This window comes from Tateyamaria algicola (assembly GCF_047715485.1).
Lineage (GTDB): Bacteria > Pseudomonadota > Alphaproteobacteria > Rhodobacterales > Rhodobacteraceae > Tateyamaria.
Genome location: NZ_CP180422.1, coordinates 3,088,548 through 3,112,423 on the forward strand (window position 1 = coordinate 3,088,548; position 23,876 = coordinate 3,112,423).

General features: G+C 61.2%; 22 protein-coding genes and 1 pseudogene. 12 read left to right on the forward strand and 11 right to left on the reverse strand.

Annotated features, from left to right (window positions below):
* The first annotated feature begins 51 nt into the window (after positions 1 to 51).
* Positions 52 to 816, forward strand: a complete 765-nt coding sequence (locus tag ACMHLQ_RS17665) for a leishmanolysin-related zinc metalloendopeptidase (RefSeq protein WP_415402013.1) — start codon at positions 52 to 54, stop codon at positions 814 to 816.
* 97 nt (positions 817 to 913) lie between these two features.
* On the opposite strand, the gene egtD is transcribed toward ACMHLQ_RS17665, so the two are convergent.
* The 3 genes from egtD to ACMHLQ_RS17680 form a co-directional block, all read right to left on the reverse strand.
* A complete protein-coding gene (gene egtD / locus ACMHLQ_RS17670) occupies positions 914 to 1,873 on the reverse strand; it encodes an L-histidine N(alpha)-methyltransferase (RefSeq protein WP_415402014.1) in 960 nt (319 codons plus the stop codon).
* Between the two features lies 1 nt (position 1,874).
* The gene (egtB, locus tag ACMHLQ_RS17675) at positions 1,875 to 3,125 is read right to left on the reverse strand and encodes an ergothioneine biosynthesis protein EgtB (protein ID WP_415402015.1); all 1,251 of its coding nucleotides are present in this window, start codon (positions 3,123 to 3,125) and stop codon (positions 1,875 to 1,877) included.
* Positions 3,126 to 3,556: 431 nt separating this feature from the next.
* Positions 3,557 to 4,564: a haloalkane dehalogenase gene (locus ACMHLQ_RS17680; protein WP_415402016.1), complete on the reverse strand. Its 1,008-nt coding sequence runs from the start codon at positions 4,562 to 4,564 to the stop codon at positions 3,557 to 3,559.
* A 157-nt stretch (positions 4,565 to 4,721) separates the two neighbouring features.
* Here ACMHLQ_RS17680 and ACMHLQ_RS17685 point away from each other — a divergent pair, with 157 nt between their 5' ends.
* Together ACMHLQ_RS17685 and ACMHLQ_RS17690 are read left to right on the forward strand one after the other, a co-directional pair.
* Positions 4,722 to 4,892, forward strand: coding sequence for a LysR family transcriptional regulator (locus ACMHLQ_RS17685; protein WP_415402017.1), 171 nt, complete (start codon positions 4,722 to 4,724; stop codon positions 4,890 to 4,892).
* A complete protein-coding gene (locus ACMHLQ_RS17690; protein WP_415402018.1) occupies positions 4,883 to 5,590 on the forward strand; it encodes a LysR family transcriptional regulator in 708 nt (235 codons plus the stop codon). Before ACMHLQ_RS17685 ends, ACMHLQ_RS17690 begins: the two co-directional genes overlap by 10 nt.
* A 60-nt stretch (positions 5,591 to 5,650) precedes the next feature.
* Here ACMHLQ_RS17690 and carB read toward each other — a convergent pair whose 3' ends face one another.
* The 3 genes from carB to ACMHLQ_RS17705 form a co-directional block, all read right to left on the reverse strand.
* Positions 5,651 to 8,983, reverse strand: coding sequence for a carbamoyl-phosphate synthase large subunit (gene carB, locus ACMHLQ_RS17695; protein WP_415402019.1), 3,333 nt, complete (start codon positions 8,981 to 8,983; stop codon positions 5,651 to 5,653).
* Between the two features lie 112 nt (positions 8,984 to 9,095).
* Positions 9,096 to 10,337: a class I SAM-dependent methyltransferase gene (locus ACMHLQ_RS17700; RefSeq protein ID WP_415402020.1), complete on the reverse strand. Its 1,242-nt coding sequence runs from the start codon at positions 10,335 to 10,337 to the stop codon at positions 9,096 to 9,098.
* Between the two features lie 61 nt (positions 10,338 to 10,398).
* Positions 10,399 to 11,163, reverse strand: coding sequence for an alpha/beta fold hydrolase (locus tag ACMHLQ_RS17705; protein WP_415402021.1), 765 nt, complete (start codon positions 11,161 to 11,163; stop codon positions 10,399 to 10,401).
* A 78-nt stretch (positions 11,164 to 11,241) separates the two neighbouring features.
* Between ACMHLQ_RS17705 and ACMHLQ_RS17710 the strand changes: the two genes are divergently transcribed.
* On the forward strand, positions 11,242 to 11,616 hold the full coding sequence (locus tag ACMHLQ_RS17710) for a hypothetical protein (protein WP_415402022.1): 375 nt from the start codon (positions 11,242 to 11,244) through the stop codon (positions 11,614 to 11,616).
* Between the two features lie 99 nt (positions 11,617 to 11,715).
* Here the strand turns inward: ACMHLQ_RS17710 and ACMHLQ_RS17715 are convergent, their stop codons facing one another.
* Positions 11,716 to 12,123, reverse strand: coding sequence for a RidA family protein (locus ACMHLQ_RS17715; RefSeq protein ID WP_415402023.1), 408 nt, complete (start codon positions 12,121 to 12,123; stop codon positions 11,716 to 11,718).
* Between the two features lie 102 nt (positions 12,124 to 12,225).
* Here ACMHLQ_RS17715 and ACMHLQ_RS17720 point away from each other — a divergent pair, with 102 nt between their 5' ends.
* Positions 12,226 to 13,134, forward strand: coding sequence for a LysR family transcriptional regulator (locus tag ACMHLQ_RS17720; RefSeq protein WP_415402024.1), 909 nt, complete (start codon positions 12,226 to 12,228; stop codon positions 13,132 to 13,134).
* Between the two features lie 86 nt (positions 13,135 to 13,220).
* Here the strand turns inward: ACMHLQ_RS17720 and ACMHLQ_RS17725 are convergent, their stop codons facing one another.
* Positions 13,221 to 14,777, reverse strand: a complete 1,557-nt coding sequence (locus ACMHLQ_RS17725) for an alanine/glycine:cation symporter family protein (RefSeq protein ID WP_415402025.1) — start codon at positions 14,775 to 14,777, stop codon at positions 13,221 to 13,223.
* Between the two features lie 12 nt (positions 14,778 to 14,789).
* Positions 14,790 to 15,221 carry a universal stress protein gene (locus tag ACMHLQ_RS17730; RefSeq protein ID WP_415402026.1) on the reverse strand — a complete coding sequence of 144 codons (432 nt, stop codon included), beginning with the start codon at positions 15,219 to 15,221 and terminating at the stop codon, positions 14,790 to 14,792.
* A gap of 345 nt (positions 15,222 to 15,566) precedes the next feature.
* On the opposite strand from ACMHLQ_RS17730, the gene ACMHLQ_RS17735 reads away from it, so the two are divergent.
* The 3 genes from ACMHLQ_RS17735 to ACMHLQ_RS17745 all read left to right on the forward strand — a co-directional run bounded on the left by ACMHLQ_RS17735 (position 15,567) and on the right by ACMHLQ_RS17745 (position 18,310).
* On the forward strand, positions 15,567 to 16,457 hold the full coding sequence (locus tag ACMHLQ_RS17735) for a LysR family transcriptional regulator (RefSeq protein WP_415402027.1): 891 nt from the start codon (positions 15,567 to 15,569) through the stop codon (positions 16,455 to 16,457).
* A gap of 88 nt (positions 16,458 to 16,545) precedes the next feature.
* Positions 16,546 to 17,112 (forward strand): nuclear transport factor 2 family protein, encoded by a 567-nt coding sequence (locus tag ACMHLQ_RS17740; RefSeq protein ID WP_415402028.1) that lies wholly within the window; start codon positions 16,546 to 16,548, stop codon positions 17,110 to 17,112.
* A gap of 52 nt (positions 17,113 to 17,164) precedes the next feature.
* Positions 17,165 to 18,310 carry an aldo/keto reductase gene (locus ACMHLQ_RS17745; RefSeq protein WP_415402029.1) on the forward strand — a complete coding sequence of 382 codons (1,146 nt, stop codon included), beginning with the start codon at positions 17,165 to 17,167 and terminating at the stop codon, positions 18,308 to 18,310.
* A gap of 47 nt (positions 18,311 to 18,357) precedes the next feature.
* Here the strand turns inward: ACMHLQ_RS17745 and ACMHLQ_RS17750 are convergent, their stop codons facing one another.
* Both ACMHLQ_RS17750 and ACMHLQ_RS17755 read right to left on the reverse strand, forming a co-directional pair.
* Positions 18,358 to 18,819: a GFA family protein gene (locus ACMHLQ_RS17750; protein WP_415402030.1), complete on the reverse strand. Its 462-nt coding sequence runs from the start codon at positions 18,817 to 18,819 to the stop codon at positions 18,358 to 18,360.
* 105 nt (positions 18,820 to 18,924) lie between these two features.
* Positions 18,925 to 19,572 (reverse strand): GntR family transcriptional regulator, encoded by a 648-nt coding sequence (locus ACMHLQ_RS17755; protein ID WP_415402031.1) that lies wholly within the window; start codon positions 19,570 to 19,572, stop codon positions 18,925 to 18,927.
* A gap of 142 nt (positions 19,573 to 19,714) precedes the next feature.
* On the opposite strand from ACMHLQ_RS17755, the gene dctP reads away from it, so the two are divergent.
* The 4 genes and pseudogenes from dctP to ACMHLQ_RS17775 all read left to right on the forward strand — a co-directional run bounded on the left by dctP (position 19,715) and on the right by ACMHLQ_RS17775 (position 23,868).
* On the forward strand, positions 19,715 to 20,701 hold the full coding sequence (gene dctP / locus ACMHLQ_RS17760; RefSeq protein ID WP_415402032.1) for a TRAP transporter substrate-binding protein DctP: 987 nt from the start codon (positions 19,715 to 19,717) through the stop codon (positions 20,699 to 20,701).
* 68 nt (positions 20,702 to 20,769) lie between these two features.
* Positions 20,770 to 21,318: a TRAP transporter small permease gene (locus tag ACMHLQ_RS17765; protein WP_415402033.1), complete on the forward strand. Its 549-nt coding sequence runs from the start codon at positions 20,770 to 20,772 to the stop codon at positions 21,316 to 21,318.
* The gene (locus ACMHLQ_RS17770; RefSeq protein ID WP_415402034.1) at positions 21,318 to 22,634 is read left to right on the forward strand and encodes a TRAP transporter large permease; all 1,317 of its coding nucleotides are present in this window, start codon (positions 21,318 to 21,320) and stop codon (positions 22,632 to 22,634) included. Before ACMHLQ_RS17765 ends, ACMHLQ_RS17770 begins: the two co-directional genes overlap by 1 nt.
* A pseudogene (locus tag ACMHLQ_RS17775) lies at positions 22,631 to 23,868 on the forward strand (malonyl-CoA decarboxylase domain-containing protein). The gene ACMHLQ_RS17770 and the pseudogene ACMHLQ_RS17775 overlap by 4 nt, the downstream one beginning before the upstream one ends.
* The last annotated feature ends 8 nt before the right edge of the window (positions 23,869 to 23,876 follow it).

A 23,876-nucleotide genomic window follows, 5' to 3' on the forward strand; every position in this document is an offset into this window, starting at 1 on the left:
CGCCTGCGCTCTGCCAAGATCACGGTATCTGGAACAACGCGGGAAACAGCCATGATTACACTCACCTTTGACGGGGACATTTCAGCGGACCGCCGTGCGGTCTTTGAGCGATCTGCCACGCGCTGGGACGGGGTTGTGAACACAGGGTTCGATCCGATCGAGGTGGATGGCACTGTCCTGAGCGGTGTTCGTATTGACGTGTCGATCCAGTCCATCGACGGCACGGACGGCGTGCTTGGCCGTGCCGGGCCAACGATCCTGCGCCGCGATACCGAATTGCCGCTGGTAGGTGTCATGGAGTTCGATCAGGCCGATGTTGTCAGCCTGGAAAATGGCGGCCGTTTCGAAGACGTCATCCTGCATGAAATGGCGCATGTTCTGGGGTTCGGGACGCTGTGGAGCCGAAAGGACCTGATCCGTGGCACGGGCACGCTTGATCCGAGATTTGTGGGTCCTGCGGCGTCACGTGAGTTTGCGGCGCTGGACGGGCAGGGCGCAGGATCTGTTCCGCTGTCGAACACCGGGGGCACGGGCACACGCGAAAGCCATTGGCGGGAACTGGTGTTTGGCGATGAGTTGATGACCGGCTTTCTATCCGGGGGCGAGCGCCCGCTCAGCCGCCTGTCGATCGCGGCCTTCGAGGACATCGGCTATACCGTGGATTACAGCAGCGCAGACTCGTTTACTTTGCCGAACTTCCGCGCCATCGCGATGATGGGTGTGGCCGAGGCTGTGCGCATTTGCGATCTGTGCCGCATGGCGCGCACCGAGCCTGTTCTTTTGGGAGATGCACCGACTGATAGCGCAGCGAGATGAATTGCCGTTAGGCTGTTCCCCTGCCTTTGGCACAGACCGCGCGCCGGGGTGAAGGCGACAGGCCGCAGTGTTGCGCCCCCATCGCCTCATGGCCTTGTCACCCCGAGTGGCCTGCATCCCCTTGCGCCAACACCGCGACCGCAAATCGATTGCGCGCATCCGTCAACACATGTTCAAGGCGCCAGCCTGATGCGCGCGCGAGGCTTTCAAGGTCGCCATGTGTGTACTTTCGGCAGCTCTCTGTGTGGATGCTCTCACCCTTTTCAAACGCGATGGACTGCCCGCCGAGCGTTACGGTGTGGGCATTGCGCGCGACCAGGTGCATTTCAATGCGATCATTCATCCAGCGGGCCTCGTGATCGAAGGCGGCTATGTCGAATGTCGCGCCAGCCTCGCGATTGAGGCGGACAAGAAGGTTGAGGTTGAAGGCCGCCGTCACACCACGCGCGTCATCATAGGCGGCAATCAGTTCGTCCTGGCCCTTGATCAGGTCCGCCCCAAGGATAAAGCGTTGCATTCCCGGCCAATCCCGTGCCCGTGACAGCAAATCGATGGCTTCCTTTGGCTCAAGGTTGCCGATGGTGGAGCCAGGGAAGAAGCCGACCTTTGGCAGGTCGCGGACGGCCAAGGGCAACGCAATCTCTGCATTGAAATCACCAACGACGGGGTGGATCGGCAGATCGGGGTAGCGCGCGCCGAGATCCTTGGCTGTGGCCATCAGGAACTCTTGCGAGATGTCGATGGGCACATAGGCCCCGAAATGCGCACCTGCATCCAGCAGCGTGCGCGTCTTGACCGACGCGCCCGAGCCCAACTCGACCAAGGCCCCCCCGTCCGGCACCAGCCCGACCAAGCTGTGCGCGTTGTTCAGCAGGATCGCAGCCTCCGTCCGGGTGGGATAGTATTCGTCGAGCATCGTGATCTCTTCGAACAGTTCCGAACCGCGCTGGTCGTAGAACCACTTGGGCGACAGGTATTTGACGGGGGCAGACAGGCCTTTGACAGCGTCAGCCAGCAATTCGGTGTTCAGCGCAACAGGGGCGCGTGTGTCAAACATCTCAAACGTCCCTCGCCAGCCGCAGGCCCATCATTTGCCAACGCTGATGGGGGTAAAAGAATGTGCGATAACTTGATCGCATTTGCGCCCTTGGCGTGGCGCAGGATCCGCCCCGCAAGACCATCTGATTGACCATGAACTTGCCGTTGTATTCGCCAAGCGCGCCTTCGGGCGGGCGAAAGCCCGGATAGGGTGTGAACGGTGATGCCGTCCATTCCCACACATCGCCCCAGATGCCGGCCCCCGGCATGGGGCGCAGTGGGCCATCGTCAAGAAAATTGCCCGCAATCGGTTTGTCGATAAAGGCCAGTTCGTGCTCGGCCTCCGTGGGCAGGCGCGCGCCCGCCCAGCGGGCATAGGCGTCGGCCTCGTAATAGCTGACATGCACAACCGGCGCATCCAGCGCGACGGGCTGTGCCCCGCGCAAGGTAAAGGTCCACCACGCGCCATCCTGTTGCCACCAATAGAGCGGATGCGCCCATGCCTGATCGGTCGCAACGGCATGTCCCTCCATCAACCAATGGCCCGGTTCGCCGTAGCCGCCCGCCTCCATAAAGGCGATCCAGTCGCGGTTGGTGACGGGACGGTCCGCGATCTCGTACGGATCGACCCAAACCCGGTGGCGTGGCCCCTCGCAGTCATAGGCAAACCCGGCGCCGTTGTGACCGATCTCGCACAGCCCGCCTGCGTGCTGTGTCCAGCCCAATGCAGCCTCGCCGGTCACGGGGAGCGGTTCGGGATCGCGATATGCAGGCAGGAGCGGATTGTAGGACAGCGCATGCAACAGGTCGGTGACCAGCAGTTCCTGATGCTGCATTTCGTGATGACAGCCCAATTCGACCAGCTGCGCGATCTCTTCAGAATCGTCGCGCCCGGCTTCGATTAGGTGCGCCAGGGCCTCGTCCACGTGCGCGCGATAGGATATCACCGCATCGCAATCGGGTCGACTGATCAAACCCCGCTGGTCGCGGGCATGCCGGGGGCCTGCCTTGACGTAATAGCTGTTGAACAGGACGGCAAACCGCTCATCCGGCGAGACGTAGTTTGGCTGCCGTGGCTTCAGAATGAACTCTTCGAAGAACCAAGTGGTATGCGCGAGATGCCATTTCGCGGGTGATGCATCCTCCATCGATTGCAACATCATGTCCTCTGGCCCAAGGGGCGCGGTCAAACGCGCTGTGCGTGCCCGCGTTTGTTCAAACAGCCTTTGTGCTGCGGGGGGATCAATGGCGGGGGCGTGCTGGGCGGTCATTTGGGGCGCTCCTGAGTGGTGGGAAGAGTGAAATCGCAGTTGAAAGGGCCCCGTTCGTGCATGGATGTGGGCAAGGGTGCGTCATGGCTATGCGCCATGTCTGCACCGGGCTGGGGCGCGACGTAAAAACAAGTGCAATCACCTTTTTGTGGGCGGCGGCTGATACGTGTCGAACGTTTGGGCCGGGCGACGTGATCCATCGCCCGGTGTGCCCGCGCGATGGATCACTGTGGTGGCAAGGGTGACGTCTGTGTTTTGCATGTCGCAGCCTTTTGGTCGCCCGGCAGGGGATATGTTCACAGCCACCCTGCCGCATGGGTTGGACAGAAAGTGGCAACAGGCACAGTCGGTCTGACCTCAAGGTGCAACGCGAATGCGTCGGTTTTGCACGCTTGGGCACAAAGCTGCCCAAGCTCGGCAAGGTCGTGCCGTCAGACCGCCACCCGGCGCAGCCAATCCGCGATGCCCTGCCCGATCAGGTCTGGGTGATCTTCCTGCAGGAAGTGCAGACCGGCGCCCAGGAATCGGGTTTCGAGATTGGGCACATTGGCGGTCAGCCATGCGATCACGGGCTGGGGCATGAGCGCGCCCGGTTCGGCATAAAACAGCAGCTTTGGAATGTCTGAACTGGTCAGCCACGCGCCATTCTGCGTGACCTCGTCCACGACATCGGCCGGTTCCCCGGCAATGGGCACCTGTCGGGGCCATTCCAGCGTTGGCAGGCGGCTTTGCGGTGTCGGGTAGGGCGCGCGGTAATGAACCATCTCCGCATCACTCAGCCGGCGGGCCACGCCCAGCTTGGGCAGGATTTCCTCGACAAAGAAATTGCCCTCCAGAACCATCTGTTCGCCCTGGCCCGGAGTGCGGAGCGCACGAAACAACTCGCCCAGTTCCGGACCCATCGCCTCGTAGGACGGCACGGGCATGCCGGGCGGTACGATCGCCTCCATGAAGGCCATGCGCGCCACACGATCCGGGTTCATGCGAGCCCACCGCATCCCCAGCGCGCTGCCCCAATCGTGGATGACCAGCGTCACATCGCTGAGATCCAGTTGGGCCAGCAGGTCATCCAGATACGCGGCGTGGTCGGCAAAGGTGTAGGCGATATCGGGTTTGCCGCTGTCCCCCATCCCGATCAGATCGGGTGCAATGGCCCGGTATCCTGCGGCTGTGACATGCGGGATGATGTTGCGCCACAGGTAGGAGGATGTCGGATTTCCGTGCAGAAAGACGACCGGCGCGCCTGTGCCGGTGTCCACATAGGCCATGTCGCTGCCGCGCACTGAGGTGCGTTGTTTTTCAAAGGGAAAATCGGCCGAGATGGGTAAACCATAGGGCGTTGCGGCGTCTGCGGCCTGCGTGTCGGCATGTGCCATCCCGGTCAGGGCGAGCGGAAGGGCGGCACCTGACATCAGGGCTGTGCGTCGGGTCATGGGCATCAGGGCATCTCCATCATTGTGCGTTTGGGGCGGCGTCACTGGCATGTGACGACCCGTTTGAATTAAAAAGCTAGCGGATTAAAAACGTGACGGATGCAGCAAATACCGATACATGGCGTCACGAAAACAGACCGCATATCTGGAGGTGTGTGTCACCATGGATTGGGATCAACTGCGCATTCTCCTCGCCATCCACCGCTCAGGCAGTCTGCGGGGTGCGGCGCAGGCGCTTGGGGTCAGCCACGCCACCATCGCGCGCGGGCTCGAAGCGGCGGAAAGGGGCTTGGCACCCGGATTTTTGACCGCTCGTCTCGTGGGATGGCGGTGACCGAACCGGGGGAAATCCTGATCCCCCATGCCGAAGAGATGGAGCGGCGCGTGCTGGAGGTGCAAAGGCGGGTGGCGGGACTCGATTCCGATCCCAGCGGCACCGTCACCGTCAGTTTGGCGCCATCCTTCGCCCAAAGTTTCTTTGTCCCGATGCTGAGCGCGTTTACGGCGCGCTATCCCGACATTCAGATCAGAGTTGTCGCAACCAACCGGATTTCCGATCTCGCGCGGCAAGAGGCGGATGTGTCGCTGCGCGCAGCCAACCAGATTGATGATGATCTGGTGGGGCGGCGGCTGGTCGACTACGTCACGGCAGCCTTTGCGTCGCCCGATTATGTGGCGGCCCACCCCGATCTGATGCAGACAGGCGGGCAGGGCGCGCATTGGATCGGCTGGGGGGATGACCATTCATGGATCGCATCGTCGCCCCTGCCAAACGCACAGCCGCGCCACTCCATGCCCGAAATCCTCATGCAGGCCGAGGCCGCGGCGGTGGGTCTTGGGATGGCCTGGGTTCCTGCGGTTCTGGTTGATCTGCATCCGGGGCTGATGCGGGTGCCCGGCGTGCCGACCGGGCCCGGACGCGGGCTCTGGATTCTGTTGCACGGTGATCTGCGGCGCACCGCGCGGGTACGCGCCTTTGTCGATTTCGCAAGCGACTGGATCATCGAGCGCCGCAGCCTGTTCACGTCGTGACCGCGCGCCTTCGGCCCACACGCCCGCGCCGAATGCCCGGTGCGAAACGCCGTGCAGTTCTTAGCCCTGCAGCGCTTTCACACCCACATCGCCCTGCGCCTGTTCCCGGATGGCCAATGCGGCGGCATATGCCCCGGCAGCAGTCGTGAAATACGGGATCTTGTCATAGAGCGCGATGGAGCGGATGGATTTGCTGTCTTCGACGGCCTGCGCGCCCTCGGTCGTGTTGAGCACGAGTTGTACGCGCCCATCCTTCATCATGTCGGTGACATCCGGGCGGCCCTCGTAGACCTTGTTGACCGTGCCGCAAGCCACGCCTTGCCCTTCGAGCCAGGCGGCGGTGCCGCGTGTGGCGACAAGCGTAAAGCCGAGGCCCGTCAGGATTTGAGCCGCTTCCAGCATTTCGGGCGTCTTGTCCGCATCCTTGATCGAGACAAAGGCACAGCCCGCATCCGGCAGCACCATGCCCGCGCCCATCTGCGCCTTGAGGAAGGCGCGCCCGAACGTGCGATCCCAGCCCATCACTTCGCCGGTCGAGCGCATTTCGGGGCCAAGGATCGTGTCCACGCCGGGGAAACGCGCAAAGGGCAACACGGCCTCTTTGACCGAGAACCACGGCATGTTCGGATCGGCCAGCGTCATCGGATCGCCCAACGGCAGCACAGCGTCATAGCTTGCGTCCGCGTCATAGGGCGCACGCAGGGGGAAGTTGGCCAGCGGCTCGCCGGCCATGATGCGCGCGGCGATCGACGCGATGGCGCTGTCGGTGGATTTGGCGACAAAGGGCACGGTGCGCGAGGCGCGTGGGTTGACCTCGATCAGGTAGATGTCGTCGCCCTGAACGGCGAACTGCACGTTCATCAGGCCGACCACGTTCAGTGCACGGGCCAGCGCGTGGGTCTGTTTCTCGATTTCGGCGATCACGTCCTTGCCCAGCGAGTAGGGGGGCAGGGAACAGGCGCTGTCACCGGAATGCACGCCCGCCTCTTCGATGTGCTGCATGATGCCCGCGACATGCACATCGGTGCCATCGCACAGCGCGTCCACATCCAGTTCAACCGCACCGGCGAGATAGCTGTCCAGCAGGACAGGACTGTCACCCGACACCACCACCGCCTCGGAGATGTAGCGCTGGAGTTGTGCCATATCGCGCACGATCTCCATCGCGCGCCCGCCCAGCACGTAAGAGGGGCGGATGACGAGGGGGAAACCGATCCCTTCCGCGATTTCAAGGGCTTCGGCGTCGGAATGGGCGATGCCGTTCTTGGGCTGCTTGAGGCCCAGATCGTTGACCAGCGCCTGAAACCGTTCGCGGTCCTCGGCCAGATCAATGGCATCGGGCGTGGTGCCGAGGATGGGAATGCCTGCTTCTTCCAATGCGTTGGCGAGTTTCAGCGGAGTCTGCCCGCCGAACTGCACGATCACGCCGTGCAGCAGCCCGTTATCCTGTTCGACCCGCAGGATTTCCATCACGTGCTCAAAGGTCAGCGGTTCGAAATAGAGCCGGTCAGAGGTGTCATAGTCGGTCGACACCGTCTCGGGGTTGCAGTTGATCATGATGGTTTCATAGCCCGCTGCCGTCAGGGCAAAGCAGGCGTGACAGCAGCAGTAATCGAACTCGATCCCCTGACCGATCCGGTTGGGGCCGCCGCCCAGGATCACGACCTTCTTGCGGTCGCTGGGCCGCGCCTCGCATTCGACGTCGCCAAAGACGGGCGTTTCATAGGTCGAATACATGTAAGGCGTCTGGGCCTCGAATTCGGCGGCGCAGGTGTCGATCCGCTTGAACACCGCGCGCACGTCGAGGTTTTCGCGTGCCCGGCGGACCTGCCCCTCGGTACGCCCGGTCAGGTCGGCAAGGCGCGCGTCGGTAAAGCCCATCATTTTGAGGCCGCGCAGGGCTTCCTCGGTCACGGGCAGGCCGTTGGCGATCACTTCGGCTTCGGTGTCGACGATTTCGCGGATACGGGCGAGGAACCACGGATCGAACATGGTCACACCGTGGATTTCGTCATTGGACAGCCCGTGGCGCATGGCCTGCGCGATCAAGCGCAGGCGGTCGGGCGTCTGGGCCGAGATGGATTTGACGATGGCCGCCTTGTCCGGCGCGCCGGGAATGTCGATGTCATCAAGGCCGCACAGGCCGGACTCCATCGACGCCATCGCCTTTTGCAGGGATTCGTGGAAGGTGCGGCCGATGGCCATGACTTCGCCCACGGATTTCATCGCCGTGGTCAGCGTCGCCTCTGAGCCGGGGAATTTCTCGAAGGCAAACTTGGGGATCTTGGTGACGACATAGTCGATTGTCGGCTCGAACGACGCGGGCGTCACCTTGGTGATGTCGTTGTCGAGCTCATCCAGCGTGTAGCCGACCGCCAGCTTGGCCGCGATCTTGGCGATGGGAAAGCCCGTGGCCTTGGATGCCAGCGCGGATGAGCGAGACACGCGCGGGTTCATCTCGATCACCACCATGCGCCCGTCATCGGGGTTGATGGCCCACTGGACGTTCGATCCGCCCGTTTCCACACCGATCTCGCGCAGCACCGCGATCGAGTGGTTGCGCATGATCTGGTATTCTTTGTCCGTCAGCGTGAGGGCGGGGGCGACAGTGATGCTGTCGCCGGTATGTACGCCCATCGGGTCCACGTTTTCGATGGAACAAACGATGATGGCGTTGTCGGCGGTGTCGCGCACCACCTCCATCTCGTATTCCTTCCAACCCAGCAGGGATTCATCGACAAGGATCTGACCCACGGGGGAGGCATCCATGCCCGACCGGCAGATCGCTTCGTAATCGTCGCGGTTATAGGCCACACCGCCACCCGTTCCGCCAAGGGTAAAGGCGGGGCGGATGATGGCGGGCAGGCCAATGTCCTCGAGCGTTTCGAGCGCGATTGACACACCCGCAGCCAGGTCCTTGTTTCCCTTCGCGTCCTTGGGCGCGGTCACGATGGTGGCGCGCGGGTTTTCGATGCCCAGGCGATCCATCGCTTCACGGAACAGTTTGCGGTCTTCGGCCATCTCGATGGCTTCGCGCTTGGCCCCGATCATCTCGACGCCGAATTTTTCCAATACGCCCATCTCTTCGAGCGCGAGCGAGGTGTTCAGACCCGTCTGGCCGCCCATCGTGGGCAGCAGCGCGTCGGGGCGTTCCTTTTCGATGATCTTGGCGACGACTTCGGGTGTGATCGGCTCGATATAGGTAGCGTCGGCCAGTCCGGGATCGGTCATGATCGTGGCCGGGTTCGAGTTGACCAGGACGACGCGGTAGCCTTCTTCCCGCAGCGCCTTGCAGGCCTGCGCACCCGAGTAGTCGAACTCGCAGGCTTGACCAATCACGATGGGACCCGCGCCGATAATCATGATCGACTGGATGTCGGTACGCTTTGGCATCAGTGGCCCCCCGGATGTGCAAATTGTCCTGCGTTATAGGGATGGCGACGGCAGGTGCAAGGGGGCCGGACAGGCATCTGTCGGATTCTGCGAATGCCAGGTGCGGGGATGTTTATGCGCTGGCTTTCTGCCGGCTGGCGCGGGCGGGTTTCTCTGCCTCGTAAAGGTAGTCGCGTGTCAACGGAACCGCATCGCGTTTGTGTGCCAACTGCAGGTGATAGACGGCCTGTTTCTGATGCTCGAACGCTAGAATGCAGACCGTCAGGTAGTAGCGGAACATGCGAATGAAACGCGCGTCATACATGGATGAGATTTCACCGATATGGGCGTCGAAACGATCCCGCCAGTGGCGTATGGTCTTGGCGTAGTGCAGCCGCCAGACTTCGATGTCCGCTTGCCAAAGGCCGGAGTTTTCGACCGCTGGGGCCAGTTCGGACAGGGACGGAACGTATCCGCCGGGAAAGATGTACTTGTTTATCCACGACGAATGCGCAGATGGCGGGGCCGGGCGACCAATAGTGTGGATCAGCGCGATGCCGTCCGGGTCCAGCAGTTCGGCAACCCGGTTAAAGTAGGTGCCAAAGTTCGGCACACCCACATGTTCCAGCATGCCCACGGACACGATCCTATCGAACCTACCGCTCGTATGGCGGTAGTCTTGCAGGTTGAAGTGGATGCGGTCGGACAGGCCCGCAGCGTCAGCCCGGTTTTGTGCCGTGGCCAATTGGTTCGCGCTGAGTGTGATGCCCGTGACCTCGCAGCCGTAATCGCGCGCCAGCGTCAGCGCCATGCCGCCCCATCCACATCCGATGTCGAGCACCCGCATCCCCGGTTCCAACCGCAGCTTGGCAGCGATATGCGCCTTCTTGGCGTCCTGTGCCTCTTCCAGCGTCATGGACTCATCGCGGAAATAGGCGCAGGAATACTGCATGTCCGTGTCCAGAAAGAGCCGGTAAAGGTCGTCGGAGATATCGTAGTGGTGCGCCACGTTTTGCCGGGCAGTGCGCGGGGCGTTGCGCTGGATAAAGCGGCGGGCATGAAAACGGGCGCGGTCCGCCATCAAGACCCAGGGCGGCAGTGTTCCCCTGATCCGATTGCGGATCAGAATTTCGAGCACACCGTCCAGCGTGCAATTCTGCGGGACGATGCGGCCCTCCATGTACCCCTCGCCCATCCCAAGGTCGGGGTTCAGGATAAGTGCACGGACCGTTGCAGTGTCGGTAATGGCCAGATGCGCCTGCATTCCTGTGTCTGGTCCGTAGTCGCAGAGCGTGCCGTCCGGATACGTGATGCTCAGGCGATCTTCGACGATCATGCCTTTCAGAAAACGATCAAGCAGCTTGTCCCACATCATTGCACCCTCACTGTCTTTCCCAACGGTAAAATTGGGGGTTCCTAGGGGGTTGCGTCAAGGGTCATGGGGTTGGCGCGTCCAGGTAGGCGCGCACCGTGCCCTCGAATGCGCGGGGGTTGTCGGCGTGCAGCCAGTGCCCTGCGCCCGGAATCTTGGCAAAGCGCGCGGCGGGAAACAGCGCGCGGATCGTGTCGCGATATGCGGGTGTGACGTATTCCGAAGTGCCACCGGACAGGAACAGTGTCGGGCCGGTGTGGTGGGTCGAAAACGAGGGAAAATCAAGGATTTTCTCCATGTTTTGCGCCAGGGCATCGAGGTTGAAGCGCCAGCGTTTCTCTGTCACGTCCAGCGATTGGGTGAGAAAGCTGCAAATCGCGTCCTCCACACCAAGGGCCGCAAGCTGCGCGTTCGCCTCGGATCGGCGTGTGACCGTCGAAAGGTCTACGGCGCGCATTGCGGTGATAAATTGCATCTGGCTGTGGCTGTAGCCGACCGGCGCGATATCGCCGATCACGAGGCGGTGCAGCGTATCGGGGCGGGTCAGTGCGAGGGTCATCGCCGCCTTGCCGCCCATCGAATGCCCCACCACGTCCATGGGCGCACCCAGATGGTCAATCACCTCGGCCAGATCGGTGGCGAGGTCGGCATAGCTGTGGTCATCCGACCAAAAGCTGTGCCCGTGATTGCGCATGTCCACCGTGATCACCCGCCTCGTGTCGGACAGCCGCTTGGCGATCACACCCCAGTTGCGCCCTGATCCATAGAGGCCGTGAACGATAAGAAGGGGTGTGCCCGGGGCGTCCCCGGTAACGGAATAGGCAAGCATGGGCCAAGACTTAACCGGCTTGCGTGTCTTGGGCCAGAGGGATTGAGCCACCTTGCGCACCGGGGTAAAGCTGAGCGCATGGAAAGCCAGGAAAGTATCAACAAGCGGGCCGCGCGCATTGAAAGCGCGCTGGAGGGTGCGTTTGGGGTGCGGGGCAAGTCCCTTGCGGGCGTGTTACGCAAGACGGGACGGCGGATGCCCAAGCGTCTGCATGCCGAGGCGCAGCAGATCGTGGCGGCACAGGCGCTGGGCGGTCATCCCAAGCTGATGCGGCAAGTGGATGGCGCGGCATTGGCGGCTGCCGAAGAAAAGGTGGTCACCTGGCTCGATGCCATTGACCGCGCCGACCGGCGCAAGGGGCGATGGTTGGGTATTGCGGGGGCGATTGCCTTCAACATCCTCCTGATCCTTGTCGGCTTTGTCATTTGGATGGTCTGGGCCGGACAGGTGTAAGGGCGCAAATGCGGCACCGGTCGTCATCACGTCCCATCGGCTCAGCCACACGCGGCTCTACATGGCCTGTGTAGCTGTTTGTGCTTTGATCAACCGCCATCAGGCGGCGACCTGCACTACCATTTCGACCTCGATCTGCAGGGTTGGGCCCGCGAGGGCGGCAACACCAATTCCGGTCAGGCTTGGCTGGGCGCCGTCGAGAAAGCGCAGGATCTGCACCATTGCGATCTCCTGCGTCTCGGGTCGCAAATCCGTCACGTAGATGCGCATCTGAACGATGTCGTCAGGGCTGGCCTGAAGCGCCGCAAGCGCGCCGCGCAGGTTTTCGATCACGATTGCGGTCTGCTCGGCCAGGGATGCGGGTGGTGCCGCCCCGTCGGGGCGCAGGGCCACCTGACCGGACACAAAGGCCAAGGCGCCCGGATGGGCGATGGAAATCTGCGAGTATCCGATATTGCCAGCATCCGGTAAGGTGGGGGGGTTCATACGATCAATAGCGGCGGACATGTCATTCTCCTTTCTTGGGGTGTCATGCAAACAGAGATAGCGGCCCACGAAGACGAATAGGGTTCGCATCAGAAACGAATACTGTGCTACAATCATTGCATCATGATCGGATCGAAAGTGAACGACATCCTTGTCTTTCTGTCCGTCGTCGAAACCGGCAGTTTCGTAGCGGCGGGCAAGAGGTTTGGGCTGTCACGCTCAACCGCAGGCAAGGCGATTGCCCGGCTCGAGGACGGGTACGGGGCACGGCTGCTGAACCGCACGACACGCGCGCTTGACCTGACAGAGGAGGGCCGGCGGCTATACGACCAAGGCTTGGCCATCAGGGAAGCCATCGAAGCCGCTGACAACAGCATCGCCAGCGATCAAGGGGTTCCACGCGGTGTGCTGCGTATCACCGCCCCGGATGCAGTTGGGCGCAGGCTGCTGCTGCCGACGGTCCGTCGATACCTTGAAACCTGGCGCGAGACACAGATCGAACTGTCCCTGTCGGACAGGGTCGACAACATCGTGGAGAAGGGGTTTGACCTTGCGATCCGCATTGGCGTGCGTGCCCCGGATCAAAGTTTCATCACCCGGACACTGATGCGGGACGAGGCGGTGATGTGCGCCGCACCCGCCTATTTCGAGGCACATCCGCGGCCCTTGCGCGTCGAACAGCTCAGCCGCCACAACCTGCTGCAATTCGCCAGCCGCAGCGAACGGCAGGGTTGGCATCTGCAGGACGAAGACGGTGCCTGGGTGCGCGCGCCGGGCCATGTGCGCCTGCGGATGGACAGTGCCGAAGCCTTGCGCGCGACGGCTCTGGACGGGCTTGGCATTGCGCTGCTGCCGCGGATGCTGGTCGATGCAGACCTCGCGGAGGGGCGGCTGGAACAGGTTCTGCCCCATGCCACTGTCAGCACCGTTCCCATTGTCGCGTTATACCCGCATAAGCGCCTGTTGGAGCCGCGTGTCCGCAGGTTCATTGATATGTTGAGCGAAGATCTCGGGGCGTCAAAGTCTGACTAGGCGACTTGCACCCCCTGTCATCCACATGCGTTTACACCAAAAAGGCCGCCCTGTTCAGAGCGGCCTTTTCGCTTTGTGTTAGGTGCCTAGTGCGAGAACTTCTTGATCTCACCTGAACTCAGGCGCGCGCTGTAGGAATTAAGTTCCGCGCGCACTACCTTCATCAGGAAGTAGAGGCAGAAGATGTTGACCACGGCCATGGCAAAGATCGCCGCATCAGAGAAGTCGATGACCGGCCCGAGGCTTGCCGCCGCTCCGATCACGATGAAGATGCAGAAGATGATCTTGAACACCAGTTCCGTCGTCTTGCCCTCGCCAAAAAGGTAGGTCCACGCCTTCAGCCCGTAATAGGACCACGAAATCATCGTCGAGAAGGCGAACAGAACCACAGCGATGACCAGGACATAGGGGAACCAGCCGATGGCCGAACCAAAGGCTGCAGATGTCAGGGCCACACCGGAGTTGTCGCCGACTGTCGCGATTGCGCTGCCCGCTTCGTTCAGCATGTAGTTGCCGGTCGCCTGATCAATGATCAGCTGCTGCGAGATAATGATGACCAAGGCCGTCATCGTACAGATCACAACCGTGTCGATCAGCGGCTCGAGCAGCGAGACGAACCCTTCGGTAATCGGCTCCTTCGTCTTGACCGCAGAGTGGGCGATGGCCGCCGACCCCACGCCTGCCTCATTCGAGAAGGCGGCGCGCTTGAAGCCCTGGATCAGCGCACCGACAAGCCCGCCTGCCACGCCAAGGCCGGTGAACGCACCTACAAAGATCTGGCTGATCGCCCAGCCGATCATGTCGTAGTTGACGATCAGCACGATCAGCGCCGCGCCGACATACATGATGCCCATGAACGGAACGACCTTTTCCGTGACCTTGGCGATGGACTTGATCCCGCCCACGATCACAGCAAAGACAACGGCGGCAAAGATGACGCCCGTGATCCAGCCCGGGTATTCGCCGGTGATCACGGTGATCTGCACATGCGCCTGGTTCGCCTGGAACATGTTGCCGCCACCCAGCGCGCCGAGGATGCAAAAGACCGAAAACAACACGGCCAGGATCTTGCCACCCGGCAGGCCCAACTCGTCAAACCCTTTCGAGATGTAGTACATTGGACCACCCGAAACGGTGCCATCCGGGTATTCATTGCGGTATTTCACGCCCAGCGTACATTCGGTGAACTTTGATGCCATGCCAAGCAGACCCGCAAGGATCATCCAGAACGTGGCCCCCGGCCCACCGATCCCGACGGCGACGGCGACACCGGCGATATTGCCAAGGCCGACTGTGCCCGACAGGGCGGTCGCAAGCGCCTGAAAGTGGCTGACTTCGCCCGCATCGTCGGGGTCGGAGTAGTCACCTTTGACCAACCCGATGGCATGCCCGAAGAACCGGAATTGCACGGCGGCAAAGTAGATCGTGAACACGGTTGCCCCGATGACCAGCCACATCACGATCCACGGGAAGGTGGTGCCGGGGATCGGCGCAAAGATAAAGTTGACAAACGGGCCGGTGAAATTGGCAAAAGCCTCGTTCACACGGGCATCCAGCGACTGGGGCGCTTCTTGCGCCTGTGCGGGCATCGCGACTGCGACACATGCCGACAGGGCGAGGAAGATCGAAAACATCTTTTTCATTTGAAATGATCCTTATGCGACGACGGTGACGGGAACGCGTGCGTTCATCACAAGATTTGCGGTCGAGCTGCCGAAGATGCGTGATGTCAGCCCACCGGCACTGGTGCGTGCGACGATGATCTGGCTTGCACCTTCTTTATGGGCGATGTCGTCGATGGTGTCGGCCACATCGCCGTGCCGCACGATGGCGCGCGCAGACAATCCGGCCTCTGTCAGGGACGCAACCGCCGGGTTCACGACCCGTTCCATGGCGACGGAAATCTCTTCCTCGCGCCGTTTGTGTCGCTCTGCGTTTTCCTCTGCTGTCTGGAATGAAAACGGCGACCATTCGATCACGTAGACGATGATCAGTTCGCACGCGGTCGTTTTGGCTGCCAGGTCCTTGGCAAAGGCGAGGGCTTTGTCCCCCGAACTTTGGCCATCAAGGCCGATCACTAATTTCATGAGTCTGTCCCTATCTTCTGGTTTTTTTAGTCAGCTTCTTGAGGGTGTGCGGCATGTGTGCATGCCTGCTTTGTGTGACTGCCCTGCTGTCACGCTATGAGATCATGTGGCGCCGGTCCACTACGTTGACGGGAATCCGGCTGCGTGCGCGGGTCCGGAACTGTGCGATGCCTGAAGCGGAGGCGCAAAATCATGCGGCCTGCCAGCGTTTGAAGCGTCCCGGTGCAGGGCGATCTTTGGCGGCGCCCCCAAGCTTTGCTGAAGGGTGGCTTGGACAGCGGGCTTTGCAAGCAATGCTTACTGCGGCTAATAATCGGTACAATCAATAACAGTGAGGTATGGGATATGGAGCTGCGCCACCTTCGTTACTTCGTCGCGGTCGCCGATCACGGTGGGATCAGCCATGCGGCTGAGCGGTTGCATATCGCGCAACCAGCCGTGTCGCGCCAGATCCGGGACCTTGAGGCTGAACTGGGCGTTGATCTGCTGTTGCGCGAGGGGCGGCGGGTCATCCTGACGGATGCCGGGCGGGCTTTTGCCGAGCGTGCACGCGCGGTGCTGGCCGCATCCCATGACGCGGCTGATGAAGCCCGCAGGATCGCCCGGGGTGAAACGGGGCGACTGCGGATCGGGCTGCTTGAAAGCGCCTCCTGGGCCGGGCATCTGCCCCTGGCGCTCAGTCGCTATGCGCGCGCCTATCCCAATGTGCGCCTCGACATCGTCCCGATGGGCTCGGTCGATCAGATCAACGCGCTGTTGGCTGAAAAGCTGGACGCAGGGTTTGTCTACCGTCAGGACAACATCGTGCAGGACGCGTTTGCCATCCACCCCTTGCGCGTTGATGACGTGGTTCTGGCCGCATCGGTGGATCTTGAGTTCGACAAGGCTGGGCCGTTGGAACTCGAGGATATTGACGGATTGCCCCTTGTCGCGTTTCCGCGCCGCGTCGCGCCTGCGTATTATGACTCGCTGTTCGGCGCGCTCGGTGCCATCGGGTTTGATCCCGTGGTCGTGCAAGAGGCCGAAAACGAGACAACGATGCTGAGCCTCGTATCAGCCGGGGTGGGCTGCGCGTTCGTCAATTCGGCCAACATGCACCGACCACCACGCCGGGTGCAGTTCCGCCCGGTCCGCGGTCTGTCCGTGCCTATCGAATTTCTCTTTGTGACGCGGAAAAACCGGGGAAGCCTGACGTTGAGGCTGGAGGACATCGTTCGAGATATAAATGCCGGATAGGCATCGGTTTAATAGGAATACAGAATTATTGTTTATGTAATTTTGCCCCCAAGTTTGTCTCATCACACGAACACGATGGAGACAAACCATGAAACGCACCCTCGTATCCGCCCTGCTCGCCACTGCCTTGGCCACACCTTTCCCCGCATTTGCGGACAGTGCAGCCCTTGCGGGATCGCCAGTCACCGCAGAGACGGTTGTTGCCCAAGCCGAGATGATCCGCATTGCCGATGCCATCGACGCGGCTGTCGACGCAAAGGACTGGGAGTTGGCCCGCGCATTCTTTGCCGACATGATCGACGTGGATTTCACGTCGCTTGTGGGTGGTGAGCCCGCGACGATACCTGCGGATGCCTTGATCAACGGATGGTCGTCAAATCTGACGGCGGAAAAGGCCTCTTTCCACCTGCGGGGTAATCATCGTGTCACGTTTGAGGGCGATGGACGCGCCACGATGCTGTCGCACGGCTATGCCTGGAACCGGATGGAGCGGGGCGCACTGCCCGAAAACGGCGGCGAGGCCCTGTGGGAAGTCTGGGGCACTTACATCCACGGCTTTGTCGAGACCCAGGATGGCTGGAAGGTCAATGCGATGACCTTCACGGCCACGGCAGAGCGCGGGAACCAATTCGTGCGCAACACGCCCGGCAGCTGACGCCGCAAGTTTCAACCATTCGAGCCATTATCCAAACGCAAGGAGCCATTCCATGACCCATCCTTCGAACCCCACACGTCGTTCCATCCTGACCGCAGGCGTTGCTGCCGCCGCCTTGGGCGGCCTTGCCGCAACCCGCGCAACTGCGCAGGCCGTAGACGCACAGACCAGCAACACGGCAACAGCCCAAGGGCGGCGCATGTTGGGCGCGCTTGAGGTGTCGGCCATCGGCCTCGGGGTTCAAAACCACAGCCGGACCTTTCAAACAACCGTCCCCAACCGGTCGGAAATGCACAACATCATCCGGACTGCGTTCGATGAGGGCATCACGTTTTTCGACACGGCCGAAGTCTATGGCCCGCATGAGTCCGAACGCATTCTTGGCGAAGCTACTGGTGCAATCCGTGACCATATCCAGATCGCGACCAAGTTCGGCTTTAATGTCGACCTGGACACGGGGGCGTGGGCCCCGGGACTGATCAGCCGCCCCGCCCATATCAAACAGGCGGTCGAGGGATCGCTGCAGCGGCTGCGCACCGACCGGATCGACTTGCTCTATCAGCACCGGGTCGATCCAGAAGTGCCAACCGAGGACGTCGCGGGTGCGGTCAGGGACCTCGTGGACGAAGGCAAGGTCCTGCATTGGGGGCTGTCGGAAATGGGGTCCAACACCCTGCGCCGCGCGCATGCCGAACTGCCGGTCAGCGCCGTGCAGAACGAATATTCGATGCTGTGGCGCGGACCAGAAGAGGGGCTGCTGGCGCTGTGCGCCGAGCTTGGCATCGGCTTTGTGCCGTTCAGCCCACTAGGCTATGGCTTCCTGACAGGTGCCATCGACATGGTGACCAGTTTCGCCCCCGGCGATTTCCGTGCTGGCACGACACGCATGGACCCCGAAAACCGGCAGGCGAACCTCGCCCTTGTCGATCTGGTCACATCCTGGGGCGCGCGCAAGAACGCGGCACCGGGGCAGATCGCCCTGGCATGGCTGCTTGCGCAAGGCCCCTCGATCGTGCCCATTCCCGGCACGACCCAGATGCCGCATATGCTGGAGAATGCAGGCGCGACGACTGTCCGATTCACCGCAGACGAATTGGCCGAACTGAACAGCGCGGTGGCTGCCATCGCAGTGCAGGGCGCGCGGATGCCCCCGGCTGTCGCAGCCTGGTCCGACGTGGAAGCCCCGGCCAAGCTCTGATCATGTAGAGGGCGCTTGCCTTTTGATCCGGGCGGCTACGGTCATCCTCACTCGGACGGATTTACGGGCCCTTGATAGGATACGACCCGCGCGTTCCAGGCATCGTTGTCGTCAACGGCATCGGCGTCAGGTTCGGGCAGGTCGCCGATCTGGTCCGTGAAGCGACAGGCGTATCGGTGATTGATCTGCAGGGTCGGCGGCGCCATTTCGGGATCGTCCAGGGACCCGGTTGCAATCTCGATCTGATCGTCATCGAAGTTCTCGAGGCTCAGAGGGGTGCCGCAATCGCCGCAAAAGCCGCGTTGGCTGAGATTGGAACTGGCAAACAGACGGCGTTCACCAGCCGTCCATTCCAAACCATTGGCAATAACCAACGGCGCATAGAAAGCCCCGAATGCCCGTTGGCACATGCGGCAGTGACAGACCGAAGACCGGCCCAGCGACTTCATGCTGTAGCGCACAGCCCCGCATTGGCATCCGCCGGTTATGGTGTGCTCGCCCGTGCTCATACGGGCAGGGTCGCATTAATCGGAACGGCGCGTCCAGAGCAGAGCGCGCGCCGGACACCACGTTTAGGTGTTTTGCCCGGCACTGCCGTCGATTGGTGTGCAGGGTCAGCGCTTGAGGCTGGAAATGAGTTGATGAAACTTTTCGCCCTGGACGGCGACGTGGTCGCGCAAGACCTTGGCGGCCGTTTCGGCGTCTCCTGCCTTGAGCGCCGACAAGATGTCGGAATGCTCGCTCATGGATTGAGCCAAGCGACCACGAAAGCGTAGCTGAATCCTGCGATATGCCTTGAGCCGACTTTGCAAACGCAATGCCTGCTTTTCCAAAAAGCTGTTGGCCGCGCCGCGGTAGATGATCTGATGAAACGTCTCGTTCTCAAGGTAATAGCGGTCGTGATCGGCGTCCTGGATTGCCTGCCCGCACCGATCATTGGCGGCGGTCAGAGCCTCAAGATCGCTGTCCGTCATACGTGTCGCAGCCAGGCGCACACAAACGGCCTCGATCTCGGCCATGGTTTCGAACATCTCCATCAATTCGACCGGGCCGGGTTGCCGGATAAAGACACCGCGTCGCGGGATTTGTTCCGCCATTCCAGATGTCACAAGCACCTGCAATGCCTCGCGAATGGGGGTGCGCGACACGTGGAACTGTTCGGCCAGCTTCAATTCGTCGAGCCGCTCACCATCCTGAAATTCGCCCGAGAACACGAGTTGCTCGAGGGTCTGGGCGATCTGATCTGCGCGTCTGATATCCATGGCTCGAGTGTACTATCCATACGCATGTAAATGCAAGATAGATACGATTGTATACAATAATGTTGACTTGATATGCGCCTTATGGAAGCGTGGTGGGCGTAGTGTCAGCTCGTGAAGTTGATTCATACCAAGGGAGGAACAAATGAAATTTGCAAAACTTACCGCCACGGCCATGGCGGCGTGCCTTGCCATTGGATCGGCTGCGAGCGCGGAAACGCTTCGTCTGTCGCATCAGTGGTCAAACAAGGATGTGCGCCACCAGGTCGCGCAGATGGTCGCAGATGACGTGGCCGCTGCCGGTGTTGACCTGGAAATCCAGATCTTCGGATCAAAGTCGCTGTTCAAGCCGCGCGAGCAGTATCGCCCGCTCAGCCGCGGGCAGCTTGACATGACGATCCTGCCGCTCAGCTACGCGGGTGGCCAGCAACCCGCCTACAACCTGACCTTGATGCCGGGCATGGTCAAAAACCACGACCACGCCGCGCGGCTAAGCGCATCGCCATTCATGGCCGCCCTCGAGGAAAAGATGGCCGACGATGACGTAATGGTTCTGGTCCACGGCTATCTCGCTGGTGGCTTTGTCGGCAAAGACAAATGCATCACCAAGCCAGACGATGTGAAAGGTCTGCAAACGCGTGCCGCTGGGAAGGCGTTCGAGCAGATGCTGGCCGGGGCAGGGGCATCCATTGCCTCCATGGCGTCGTCCGAAATCTACAACGCGATGCAAACCGGTGTTCTGACGGCGGCCAACACCTCTTCGTCGTCCTTCGTGTCCTACCGGATTTACGAGCAGGTCAGCTGCTACACCCCTGCGGGCGATGTTGCGCTGTGGTTCATGTATCAGCCGTTGCTGATGAACAAATCCCGCTTTGATGGTCTGACGGCGGAACAGCAAAGCGCGCTGCTCGAAGCATCGGCAAAGGCGCAGGCGTTCTACCTGGAAGAGGCGAAAAAGCAGGATGCGGCCTCTGAACAGGTGTTTCGGGATGCCGGTGTCGAGATCGCCCAAATGTCTGCTGAAGACTTCGAGGCATGGCGCGCGCTGGCGCAGGAAACCTCCTATGCCAAGTTCGTGGCCGAAGTTGATGACGGCCAGGAGCTGCTCGATATGGCGCTTGCCGTAGAATAATCGCTGGCGAAGGGCCGCGTATCTGCGCGGTCCTTCGGACCCATACACCCTCATCCAAGGACATCGTCATGGCGGGCCAAAGCTCCGCCGCGATTGCGCAAACCGGGAACAATCCGTTTCTGCGCTTCGTGGCTGTACTTTCTACACTTGCGGGCTGGTGCTCGGCGGCGATGATTGTCGCAGCTGTGGCGATCACCTGCCAAATGATCTTTATCCGCTTCGTGCTGAACGGCTCGACCGTGTGGCAGACCGAGGCGGTGATTTATCTTGCCATCGGTGCGACCTTGATCGGTCTGCCTTACGTGCAACGCCTGCGCGGGCACGTGAATGTCGACCTGATCCCGCTGGCGTTGGGCAGACGCGCACGGTTCGCACTTGCGATGTTCACCCTGTCCCTGTCCATCGTCATGGTCGCTGTGATGCTCTGGTACAGCTACGAATTCTGGCACCTGACATGGGAGCGGAACTGGAAATCGGACACGGTCTGGGGCGTGCGCCTGTGGATTCCTTATCTCGCCTTGCCGGTTGGCTTTGCGCTGTTTCTGCTGCAACTCATCGCGGACCTCGTCGCCATTCTGCTGAAGTTCGAGACCCCCTTCGGCTTGGGTGACGTGTAATGGATCCGCTGACGCTGGGCGCGCTGGTCGCCGTCTGCACCATCCTGGTCCTCTTTTCTGGGGTGTCGGTCGCGCTGGGGCTGCTGATCGTTTCGGCAGGGTTCATCATGGTTTTCGACGGCATGCGGTCGCTCGAACTGATGCCGGAAATCCTGTTTGGCAAGCTTGATAACTTTGCCCTTCTGTCGATCCCCATGTTCATCATCATGGGCTCGTCCATTGCATCCACACGTGCGGGCGCTGATCTCTACGAGGCGCTTGAACGGTGGCTGACCCGTGTTCCTGGCGGGCTCGTGATTTCCAACCTCGGGGCCTGCGCGCTGTTTGCGGCGATGTCCGGGTCCAGCCCGGCGACCTGTGCGGCCATCGGCAAGATGGGCATCCCCGAGATGCGCAAGCGCGGATACCCTGACGGCGTCGCCGCAGGGTCCATCGCGGCGGGCGGCACCCTTGGCATTCTCATTCCGCCATCGGTAACGATGATCGTCTATGGCATCGCAACCGAGCAATCCATCGGGCGCCTGTTCCTTGCCGGCGTGATCCCCGGGTTGATGCTGGTGGGCCTGTTCATGGTCTGGTCGCTCTACTCCACATGGCGCTCGGGTGACCGGGCGTTGCTGGCCCAAGGCTACTATTCGTGGAAGGAGCGGTTTGAAATTCTGCCGCGTGTCCTGCCCTTCCTCTTCATCATCATCGGCGTGCTTTATGCGATGTATGGTGGTGTCGCGACGCCATCCGAGACGGCGGCGGTTGGTGCCTTGCTGTGCCTGCTGATCGCGATGGTCATCTACAAGCTCTGGAACCCGCGCGACCTGTGGGTCGTCCTACGTGACAGCACCAAGGAAAGCGTGATGATCCTGTTCATCATCGCCGCCGCGGGTGTCTTTTCCTACATGCTTTCGAGCCTCTTCATCACCCAATCCATCGCGGCGTGGATCGGCACGCTGGATGTGAACCCGTGGGTCCTGATGGGGGCGGTCAATGTCTTCCTGCTGGTGGCCGGTTTCTTCCTGCCGCCCGTTGCGGTGATCCTGATGGCGGCACCCATCCTGTTGCCGATCATCACCACTGCCGGTTTCGATCCGATCTGGTTTGCCGTCGTTTTGACGATCAACATGGAAATCGGCCTGATCTCTCCTCCGGTTGGACTGAACCTTTATGTGATTAACGGCATCGCGCCCGATATCTCGCTGAAAACGATCCTTAAGGGGTCTCTGCCGTTCGTTGCGTGCATGGTGATCGCGATCATCCTGTTGTGCATCTTTCCGGGGCTGGCGACATGGTTGCCCAACGCGGTGATGGGCACGGCGATATGAGCTATTTTGCGGGCCTCATCTCAACGGTGTTCGAGCGTCGCTATGCCCGCTCTGTGTCGACGGATGCTCAGGGGCGCGACATCGACGAACTGGCGCATGACCTTCTGGGGGCGCAGGGCGAGGTGTCCGGCAGCACCCTTGCCCGGATGATCCTTGATCAATACGCCCAAGCGGATGATGCGAAAAAGGCCGCGTTCTTTGAGCTCATGTTACGCGACCTAGAAATCGATCCGGTCGAGGTGGTCGAAACCCTCAAGCGCTACAAGGAGGCGCCATCCAAAAGCAGCTATCGCGCATATGCCCGCGCGAGCGAGCCCAAGCGGCAAGAGCTGTTGCGACGGCTTAACCAGATCCCCGGTGGAACGGAGCGCTTGGTGTCCATGCGCAAGGACCTCTTGCGGATGATGAAAGATGATCCTGCATTCGGCCCTTTGGATGTCGATTTTCAGCACCTGTTCGCATCCTGGTTCAATCGCGGTTTCCTTGTTCTGCGGCCTATCAACTGGGCCAGCCCGGCGGAAATTCTGGAAAAGATCATCGCCTACGAAGCCGTCCATGCCATCGACAGCTGGGACGATTTGCGCCGCCGCCTGCAACCATCCGATCGTCGGTGTTTCGGATTTTTCACCCGGCCATGCCGGACGAACCGCTTATCTTTGTCGAAGTTGCCCTGACCCGTGGCGTGCCCAATTCCATCCAGACCCTGCTGGCGGACGGGCGCGATCCGATTGAGGCGGATGAGGCGGATACAGCCGTGTTCTATTCCATATCGAACTGTCAGGCGGGCCTTGCCGGCATCTCCTTTGGCAACTCGCTGATCAAACAGGTGGTGGCAGATCTGTCCCGCGATCTGTCGGCGCTCGAGACCTTTGTGACCCTGTCGCCCATACCGGGTCTGGCGCGATGGTTGGACACGCGCGCGCATCCCGCCGCGCAACAGGCGGCCGTGCCTGCCCAAGCCGCGCATTACCTGCTCGAAGCAAAGCGCGAAGACAGGCTGCCTGTTGATCCTGTGGCCCGGTTTCATCTGGGGAACGGCGCGGCGGTGCATGCCGTTCATGCCGATGCGGATATCTCCGAGAACGGTTTGCGGCAATCGCACGGCGCGATGGTGAGCTACCTCTACGATCTCACGCAGATCACCGCCAACCACGAACAGTTCGTCACGGAAAAAACAGTCGCCGCCTCGCCCGAAGTGCGTGCGCTCAGCGCGTCGGTTTCGCCGCAGAACTAAGGACACAG

Bases quoted from the DNA above. Each gene is read 5' to 3' on its own strand.
- ACMHLQ_RS17680 (WP_415402016.1), bottom strand. From the start codon at position 4,564: ATGCCCATGACCCGACGCACAGCCCTGATGTCAGGTGCCGCCCTTCCG.
- ACMHLQ_RS17725 (WP_415402025.1), bottom strand. From the start codon at position 14,777: ATGAAAAAGATGTTTTCGATCTTCCTCGCCCTGTCGGCATGTGTCGCA.
- ACMHLQ_RS17770 (WP_415402034.1), top strand. From the start codon at position 21,318: ATGGATCCGCTGACGCTGGGCGCGCTGGTCGCCGTCTGCACCATCCTG.
- ACMHLQ_RS17715 (WP_415402023.1), bottom strand. From the start codon at position 12,123: ATGTCCGCCGCTATTGATCGTATGAACCCCCCCACCTTACCGGATGCT.
- ACMHLQ_RS17740 (WP_415402028.1), top strand. From the start codon at position 16,546: ATGAAACGCACCCTCGTATCCGCCCTGCTCGCCACTGCCTTGGCCACA.
- dctP (WP_415402032.1), top strand. From the start codon at position 19,715: ATGAAATTTGCAAAACTTACCGCCACGGCCATGGCGGCGTGCCTTGCC.
- ACMHLQ_RS17690 (WP_415402018.1), top strand. From the start codon at position 4,883: ATGGCGGTGACCGAACCGGGGGAAATCCTGATCCCCCATGCCGAAGAG.
- ACMHLQ_RS17720 (WP_415402024.1), top strand. From the start codon at position 12,226: ATGATCGGATCGAAAGTGAACGACATCCTTGTCTTTCTGTCCGTCGTC.
- ACMHLQ_RS17735 (WP_415402027.1), top strand. From the start codon at position 15,567: ATGGAGCTGCGCCACCTTCGTTACTTCGTCGCGGTCGCCGATCACGGT.
- ACMHLQ_RS17745 (WP_415402029.1), top strand. From the start codon at position 17,165: ATGACCCATCCTTCGAACCCCACACGTCGTTCCATCCTGACCGCAGGC.
- ACMHLQ_RS17730 (WP_415402026.1), bottom strand. From the start codon at position 15,221: ATGAAATTAGTGATCGGCCTTGATGGCCAAAGTTCGGGGGACAAAGCC.
- ACMHLQ_RS17710 (WP_415402022.1), top strand. From the start codon at position 11,242: ATGGAAAGCCAGGAAAGTATCAACAAGCGGGCCGCGCGCATTGAAAGC.
- ACMHLQ_RS17700 (WP_415402020.1), bottom strand. From the start codon at position 10,337: ATGATGTGGGACAAGCTGCTTGATCGTTTTCTGAAAGGCATGATCGTC.
- carB (WP_415402019.1), bottom strand. From the start codon at position 8,983: ATGCCAAAGCGTACCGACATCCAGTCGATCATGATTATCGGCGCGGGT.
- ACMHLQ_RS17705 (WP_415402021.1), bottom strand. From the start codon at position 11,163: ATGCTTGCCTATTCCGTTACCGGGGACGCCCCGGGCACACCCCTTCTT.
- ACMHLQ_RS17755 (WP_415402031.1), bottom strand. From the start codon at position 19,572: ATGGATATCAGACGCGCAGATCAGATCGCCCAGACCCTCGAGCAACTC.
- ACMHLQ_RS17685 (WP_415402017.1), top strand. From the start codon at position 4,722: ATGGATTGGGATCAACTGCGCATTCTCCTCGCCATCCACCGCTCAGGC.
- ACMHLQ_RS17665 (WP_415402013.1), top strand. From the start codon at position 52: ATGATTACACTCACCTTTGACGGGGACATTTCAGCGGACCGCCGTGCG.
- egtD (WP_415402014.1), bottom strand. From the start codon at position 1,873: ATGTTTGACACACGCGCCCCTGTTGCGCTGAACACCGAATTGCTGGCT.
- ACMHLQ_RS17765 (WP_415402033.1), top strand. From the start codon at position 20,770: ATGGCGGGCCAAAGCTCCGCCGCGATTGCGCAAACCGGGAACAATCCG.
- egtB (WP_415402015.1), bottom strand. From the start codon at position 3,125: ATGACCGCCCAGCACGCCCCCGCCATTGATCCCCCCGCAGCACAAAGG.
- ACMHLQ_RS17750 (WP_415402030.1), bottom strand. From the start codon at position 18,819: ATGAGCACGGGCGAGCACACCATAACCGGCGGATGCCAATGCGGGGCT.